The organism is Arthrobacter sp. Hiyo1, from assembly GCF_001263615.2.
Lineage (GTDB): Bacteria > Actinomycetota > Actinomycetes > Actinomycetales > Micrococcaceae > Arthrobacter.
In genome coordinates, this window is sequence record NZ_DF952468.1 from 332,491 (window position 1) to 335,433 (window position 2,943).

Annotated in this window: 3 protein-coding genes; all 3 read left to right on the forward strand. The window is 64.0% G+C overall.

Annotated features, from left to right (window positions below; genetic code table 11):
- Window positions 1-103 precede the first annotated feature (103 nt).
- Window positions 104-991, forward strand: coding sequence for an ABC transporter permease (locus AHiyo1_RS01450; protein WP_084784298.1), 888 nt, complete (start codon window positions 104-106; stop codon window positions 989-991).
- 10 nt (window positions 992-1,001) lie between these two features.
- Window positions 1,002-2,018 carry an ABC transporter permease gene (locus AHiyo1_RS01455; RefSeq protein WP_059387382.1) on the forward strand — a complete coding sequence of 339 codons (1,017 nt, stop codon included), beginning with the start codon at window positions 1,002-1,004 and terminating at the stop codon, window positions 2,016-2,018.
- Window positions 2,018-2,943: ABC transporter ATP-binding protein (locus AHiyo1_RS01460; protein ID WP_059387383.1), on the forward strand; the 926-nt coding region annotated here is incomplete at its 3' end. The genes AHiyo1_RS01455 and AHiyo1_RS01460, both read left to right, overlap by 1 nt.

Below are 2,943 nucleotides of genomic sequence, written 5' to 3' on the forward strand. Positions count from 1 at the left end.
GTCAACTGCTCCACAGTGCCGCCACTATGCGGACGATCCTCACATCAATGGGTGCCGGCGTGAAGAAGCCGGCCACGATCCTTTCCGGAGAGGAAGGACTCTCATGACAGCCATTGCCGCCCCACAGATCGTTGTCCCGGTCAGAAGGAGACCCTTCAGGAGCTTCCTTCGTCGGGACAGGGCATTGACCATGACCTTGTCGTTCCTGGCCGCCCTCATTGTGGCCACCTTGATTGGCCCCTTGGTCTGGCGCGTGCAACCCGATGCCATCAACCTCGGCGCCGTCCTGCAGTCTCCAAGCCTGGGACACCCTATGGGCACGGACGACACCGGGCGGGACGTGTTGGCCCGGGTCCTGGCGGGTGGGCGGACGTCAATCCTGGCCGGTCTGACCATTGCACTGATCGGCGCGGTCGCCGGGTGTATCGCTGCCCTTTTGGCGGGATCAATGCGCGGCTGGGTAGACACGCTCTTTACCTGGCTGACCAACTCCATCCTCTGCTTCCCTGCCATCCTTCTGGCGATGGCGATCGCGATGGCACTGCAGCCGGGCGTGACGGCGGTGGTCATCGGGCTTTCGCTGCACTCGTTCCCCTGGTACATGCGGACGCTTCGCGGGGAGGTGATGCGCTTGTACGGCCAGGACTTCGTTCGCTCCACGGTCGCACTCGGAGCACACCCCGCCCGCGTGCTGTTCCGCCACGTTTTCCCGCACCTGGTCCCGATCATGATCCTGCAGATGGCCGCCGTCTTCGGTGCGTCGGTGCTCTCCCTGGCAGCCCTAGGTTACCTGGGCCTCGGCGCTCAACCTCCGACGGCCGAATGGGGAGAAATGATCACCGATGGCCAGCAATTCTTCCTGACGGGTCAATGGTGGATCGCGGGCTTCCCTGGCCTGGGCCTGCTCCTTGCCGTCAGCCTGACCACCATGATCGCGGACAGGGCCCGGGAAGTCCTGGATCCACGCGGCGAATTCATCCAGGCGAAATGAGGCTTTTTCGATGATTAGCACCATTTTCAAACGGCTCGGCATAGCACTGGCCACGGTCTTCGGGGCTTCGATCTTCGCCTTCATCCTCCTCCGCAAGGTTCCCGGTGACCCGGCCCGGGCCATTGCCGGCGATGCGGCCACCGACGACGCCATCGCGGCGCTGCGGAAGTCCATGGGACTGGATGACAACCTCTTCGTTCAGTACGGGAACTACATGGGCTCGCTCCTCCGCGGTGACTTCGGCTTCTCTTACAGCACCGGCAACAGCGTCGGTAGCCTCCTTGCCCAACGGCTGCCGGCGACGATCGAACTGGGGCTGCTGTCAGTAGTCATTGCCATTGTGGCGGCGGTCCTCGCCGCGAGCATCGCTGTCTACTCACGACGCCGCTGGCCGGACCGGTTTCTTCGCATCGCTTCCTCCCTGGCCATGGGATCGCCACCCTTCTGGATCGCCCTCCTTGCCTTGCTGGTTCTCTCGATCCAGCTCGGGATATTCCCGGGTCCTGAAGGCCGGCTGTCACCCGGGATGCTCCGTCCGCCGAACGTCACCGGCATGTTTACGGTGGACGCCCTGCTTGCGGGACAGTGGGGGACTTTCGCCAATGCGAGCTGGCACCTGATCCTGCCCGCAACGATTATCGCCTTGGGTCCGTTCGCCTTCCTCAGCCGGCTGTACCGGAACCAGCTTCGTGGCACGCTGCGGGAAACCTTCGTCACAGTCGCCCAGAGCCATGGCCTCCGCAGGTTCCCGGTCTACTCGCGCCACGTGGCCCCGCACGGGCTGTTGGCACTGTTACCGGCTGCTTCGCTGTTGTTCGCCGATCTCCTGGCTGGAAGCCTGCTGGTCGAGAAAGTTTTCGGATGGCCGGGCATAGGTTCCATGACCGCCGACGCCATCATCCAGAAGGACTTTGCCGTGGTCCAGGCGGTACTCCTTTTGGCCGCCATCCTCTACGTGGTAGTCAGCCTCGTCTCGGACCTCATCATGACCGCGGCAGATCCCCGCACCCGAGTAGGAGCCCGCTAATGTCGCACACCAACGCACTTCCCTTTCCTTCCCGAAGCATTGCCAGCGACGGGATCCCGGGCCAGGCGCCCGTCCTGAGCGTCAAAGGACTAACAACCAATTTCGACACTTCCTCGGGAACCGTCCACGCGGTGCGGGACGTGTCCTTCGACCTCTACAAACGGCAGCGATTGGCGATCGTCGGCGAATCGGGTTCCGGGAAATCCGCCCTCGCCATGTCCCTCGTAGGGCTCGTTCCGCCACCGGGCCGCATTGTGGGCGGCAGCGTCAAGCTCCACGGGACAGAGCTCGTGGGCCTTGACGACGCCGGGATCTCCAAGATCCGGGGGCGGGACATCGGCCTGGTATTCCAGGACCCGATGGCTGCCCTGGATCCCCTCAAGACCATTGGAACCCAGTTCGTGGAGACCATCCGGGTGCACCAGGACGTGTCAGTCAAGGTGGCCCGGCGGATGGCCTGCGAACTCCTTGCCGAGGTGGGCGTCAACGATCCGGAACGGAGGATCGCAGACTACCCCCACCAGTACTCCGGGGGGATGAGGCAGCGCGTGCTCATCGCCATGGCCATCGCCAACGATCCCGCCGTGGTCATCGCCGACGAACCGACGACGGCCTTGGACGTCACCACGCAGGCGCAAGTCCTCGACCTCCTGGCCAAAATCTGCGACGAACGCGGCAACGCGCTGGTGATGATCACCCACAACCTGGGGATCGTGGAAGAACTCTGCGACAGCGTCAACGTCATGTACGCGGGACGGTTCGTCGAATCCAGCAGCACCCGGTCACTTTTCGGCACGCCGGCCCACCCGTACTCGAAAGCGTTGCTGGACTGCGTCATCGACCCCGCTACGGCCAAGCGCGGCGCGTTGCCGGCCATCCCCGGCTCGCCCCCGGACCTTTCGGTCGATGAGCGGAGTGCCGTTTG